Source organism: Curtobacterium sp. MCBA15_008, from assembly GCF_001865065.1.
GTDB lineage: Bacteria > Actinomycetota > Actinomycetes > Actinomycetales > Microbacteriaceae > Curtobacterium.
This window is the reverse complement of the sequence record NZ_MJGN01000012.1, coordinates 39825-43196: the sequence shown is the minus strand read 5'-3', so window position 1 is coordinate 43196 and position 3372 is coordinate 39825. Positions and strand designations below refer to the sequence as shown.

3 protein-coding genes, 1 tRNA gene and 1 pseudogene are annotated in these 3372 nt (G+C 72.7%); 4 read left to right on the top strand and 1 reads right to left on the bottom strand.

What is annotated here, in order from left to right; all coding sequences use genetic code 11:
• Window positions 1-332: pseudogene (locus BIU96_RS19740) on the bottom strand (hypothetical protein); the annotation flags it as partial.
• 147 nt (window positions 333-479) lie between these two features.
• Here BIU96_RS19740 and BIU96_RS06105 point away from each other — a divergent pair.
• From BIU96_RS06105 to BIU96_RS06090, 4 genes are all read left to right on the top strand, one after another.
• Window positions 480-1163 carry a response regulator gene (locus tag BIU96_RS06105; RefSeq protein WP_254785994.1) on the top strand — a complete coding sequence of 228 codons (684 nt, stop codon included), beginning with the start codon at window positions 480-482 and terminating at the stop codon, window positions 1161-1163.
• Window positions 1160-2617 (top strand): HAMP domain-containing sensor histidine kinase, encoded by a 1458-nt coding sequence (locus BIU96_RS06100; RefSeq protein ID WP_071291724.1) that lies wholly within the window; start codon window positions 1160-1162, stop codon window positions 2615-2617. The genes BIU96_RS06105 and BIU96_RS06100 overlap by 4 nt, the downstream gene beginning before the upstream one ends.
• Window positions 2618-2629: 12 nt before the next feature.
• Window positions 2630-2711, top strand: a tRNA-Leu gene (locus BIU96_RS06095).
• A 36-nt stretch (window positions 2712-2747) separates the two neighbouring features.
• Window positions 2748-3353, top strand: a complete 606-nt coding sequence (locus BIU96_RS06090) for an ANTAR domain-containing response regulator (protein ID WP_071291723.1) — start codon at window positions 2748-2750, stop codon at window positions 3351-3353.
• Window positions 3354-3372 lie beyond the last annotated feature (19 nt).

The window sequence follows — 3372 nt, the reverse complement described above, 5'->3', positions numbered from 1 at the left end:
TCCGCGTCGGGCTTCGGCGGCGTCGGCGCCTTCCCGTCCGCGCCTGGTGCCGGTGCCGCGACGCATCCCGGTGCCGGGGGTGCGTCCTCGCCGCCGGCTGCTGCGCCGGCCGACGGACGGTCGGTCGGTGCGCCGCTCGGCACCACGGTCGGCGCTCCCGAGGGCGTGCCGGAGCCGGGGCCGTCCGCGGCGGACGCTGCCACCGCGGTGACCCCGACCCCGCCGAGCACCAGGACGGCCGCCACGCCGGCGCCGATCCCGGCACGTCGGAAGCGCGTCCGGCGTCGGGCTCCGGCGGTGTCCACGGTCTGGTTCTCTCGTTCGTCGTGCATGGTGACTCCCGTTCGTGTCCGGGCGGATCCGGGCGATCCACCGACGACCTCGACGCTCGGATCCGAATCTGAAGCATGCCTGAAGCACAGGGCTTCTCCAGCGTCCTCCATGCTGTCTGCTCGCAGTCGCCCCCTACCGTGACGGCCGTGCCCGTTCCCGCCCGAGTCCACGTCGTCGACGACGACGACGCCATCCGGACCTCCGTCGCCACGACCCTCCGCGCCGAGGGGTTCGTCGTCACCGAAGCCGCGGACGGGCTGGACCTCGTCACGGACCTGCGCCGCTGCGCACCGGATCTGGTCCTCCTCGACTGGATGCTGCCCGGACCGAGCGGGATCGTGCTCGCCGGACGCGTCCGGTCCGCCTCCGACGCCGCCGTCGTGATGATGACCGCGCGCGACGAGCTCGACGAGCGGTTGCGCGGCTTCGCCGAGGGCGCCGACGACTACGTCGTGAAGCCGTTCGCGATGGCCGAGCTCGTCGCCCGGGTGACCGCCGTCCTCCGTCGGCGCGGGCGGATCCCATCCGTGATCGAGGTGAGCGACCTCGTGCTCGACCCCGAGGCGGCGACCGTGCGCCGCGGCGGGGTCCTGCTCGACCTGACGGCGACGGAGTTCCGCCTGCTGCGGTTCCTCGCCGAGAGCCGCGGCCGCACCGTGTCCAAGGGGCAGATCACGACGCAGGTCTGGGGGTACGACGACGTCGCGGACAACGTCGTCGAGGTCCACCTGAGCGCGCTCCGCCGGAAGATGGAAGCGCACGGTCCACGGCTGGTGCACACCGTTCGGGGGCTCGGCTACCGGCTGAGCGACGACCGGGCGGCCGCGTGACGATCGACGGTCCCACGTTGCGGACGACGTCGCTGCGGCTCCGCACGGTCGTCGCGATCGTGGTGCTCCTCGCGGTACTCCTCGCCGGACTGGCCGTCGCCGTCGAGGTGCTGCTCGGCGTCCGGCTCCGCGCGCAGGTGGAGGACCGCCTCCGGGACCGTGCCGCCGCCGCGGCCGCGCTCGTCGGCACGGTCGACGTCGAGGACCTCGCCGACCGCCTGTCCGCGCAGGGGCTCTCCGTCCGCATCGTGCAGCCCGACGGGGCCGCGGTCGAGGCGGGACCGACCCCCGACCAGCTCCGGGCCGGGCCGCCCGACCCGGGCGCGCTCCCCGTCCCGGTGCCGCGGGGATCCGAGTCCGCGGGGACCGGATCGTCGTCGTCCGGTTCCGGACGGACGACGTCCACCGTCGTGTCCTCGGCCGTGCACGAGGACGACGGCGTCCTCACGCTGGTGAGCCGGCTCGACGACGGCACCCGCATCACGCTCACCGCCGGGACCCGCGACGTCCAGGACACCCTCGTCCAGCTCGGCTGGGTGATGGGCGGCGCGTCGACCGCGTTCCTCGGGGTCGCGGTCCTCGGCGTCGTCCTCGTGGTGCGTCGCTCGCTCCGGCCGCTCGACGTGGTGACGTCGACCGCCCGGTCCATCGCTGGCGGTGACCGGGGACGTCGACTCCGTCCGTCCCAGCCGGACACCGAGATCGGTCGGGTCGCGGTCGCGATGGACGAGATGCTCGACGCGGTCGAGGGCGCCGAAGGGGACGCCGTCGCCGCGGAGGCCAGGGTCCGAGCCTTCCTCTCGGACGCCGCACACGAACTCCGGACGCCGGTCGCAGGGGTCCGCGCAGCAGCGGACACGCTCGTGCGCGGCGGGGGTGACGACGCCACACGCGAGGCGCTCGCGGTCCTCGTCGTCCGACAGGCCGACCGGGCAGCACGCCTCGTCGACGACATGCTGACGATGGCGCGGCTCGACCGCGGGATCGAGCTCGACCGACACGTCGTCGACCTCGGCGCGGTGCTCGTCGCCGAGGCGGACCGACTCCGTTCCCGCCTGCCCGACGTCGACCTCACGGTCGTCGTGCCGGCTCGACCGGTGCCCGCCGACCTCGACACCGAGCGGCTCGCGCAGGTGCTCGGCAACCTGGTCGACAACGCGGCGAGGGCGACCGGGGGAGCCGGCCGCGTCGTCGTCACCCTCGAGCGCGGTGATCGCGGGTCCCTCGTCCGTGTGGAGGACGACGGGCCCGGGATCGCCACGGACGACCGCGAGCGGGTGTTCGACCGACTCGTGCGGCTCGAAGCCGCCCGCGACGCCCGCTCCGGGGGCGCAGGGCTCGGCCTGCCGATCGCTCGGGGGATCGCCGAGGCCCACGGCGGGGCGCTGCGGCACGGGACGGACGGCACGCTCGGCGGCGCGGTGTTCGAGTTGACCCTCCCGGCGTCCTGCTAGCCTGGAAGTCTCGCGAGTGTGGTGGAATCGGCAGACACGGGGCACTCAAAATGCTCTGCCTCACGGCGTGCGGGTTCAAGTCCCGCCACTCGTACGAACTCGACGTCCGTCGTCTAGTAGGCTGCATGCTGTGAGTGACACAGAAGCAACTGCAACAGCACCCCGTCGCGTCGTCGTCGCCGAGGACGAGTCGCTCATCCGCCTCGACATCGTGGAGATCCTCCGCGACAACGGGTTCGACGTCGTCGGCGAAGCGGGTGACGGCGAGACCGCCGTGCAGCTCGCCACGGACCTCCGTCCCGACCTCGTCGTCATGGACGTCAAGATGCCGCAGCTCGACGGGATCTCCGCCGCCGAGAAGCTCTCCAAGAACCACATCGCCCCGGTGGTCCTCCTCACGGCATTCAGCCAGAAGGACCTCGTCGAGCGTGCGACCGAGGCCGGCGCGCTCGCCTACGTCGTCAAGCCGTTCACGCCGAACGACCTGCTCCCCGCGATCGAGATCGCCCTCTCGCGGTACCAGCAGATCATCACGCTCGAAGCCGAGGTCGCCGACCTGGTCGAGCGCTTCGAGACCCGCAAGCTCGTCGACCGGGCCAAGGGCCTGCTCAACGAGAAGATGGGCCTCACCGAGCCCGAGGCGTTCCGCTGGATCCAGAAGGCCTCGATGGACCGCCGACTCACCATGCACGACGTCGCGAAGGCGATCATCGAGCAGCTCAGCGCCAAGAAGTAGTCGCTCACCGACGTTCCGC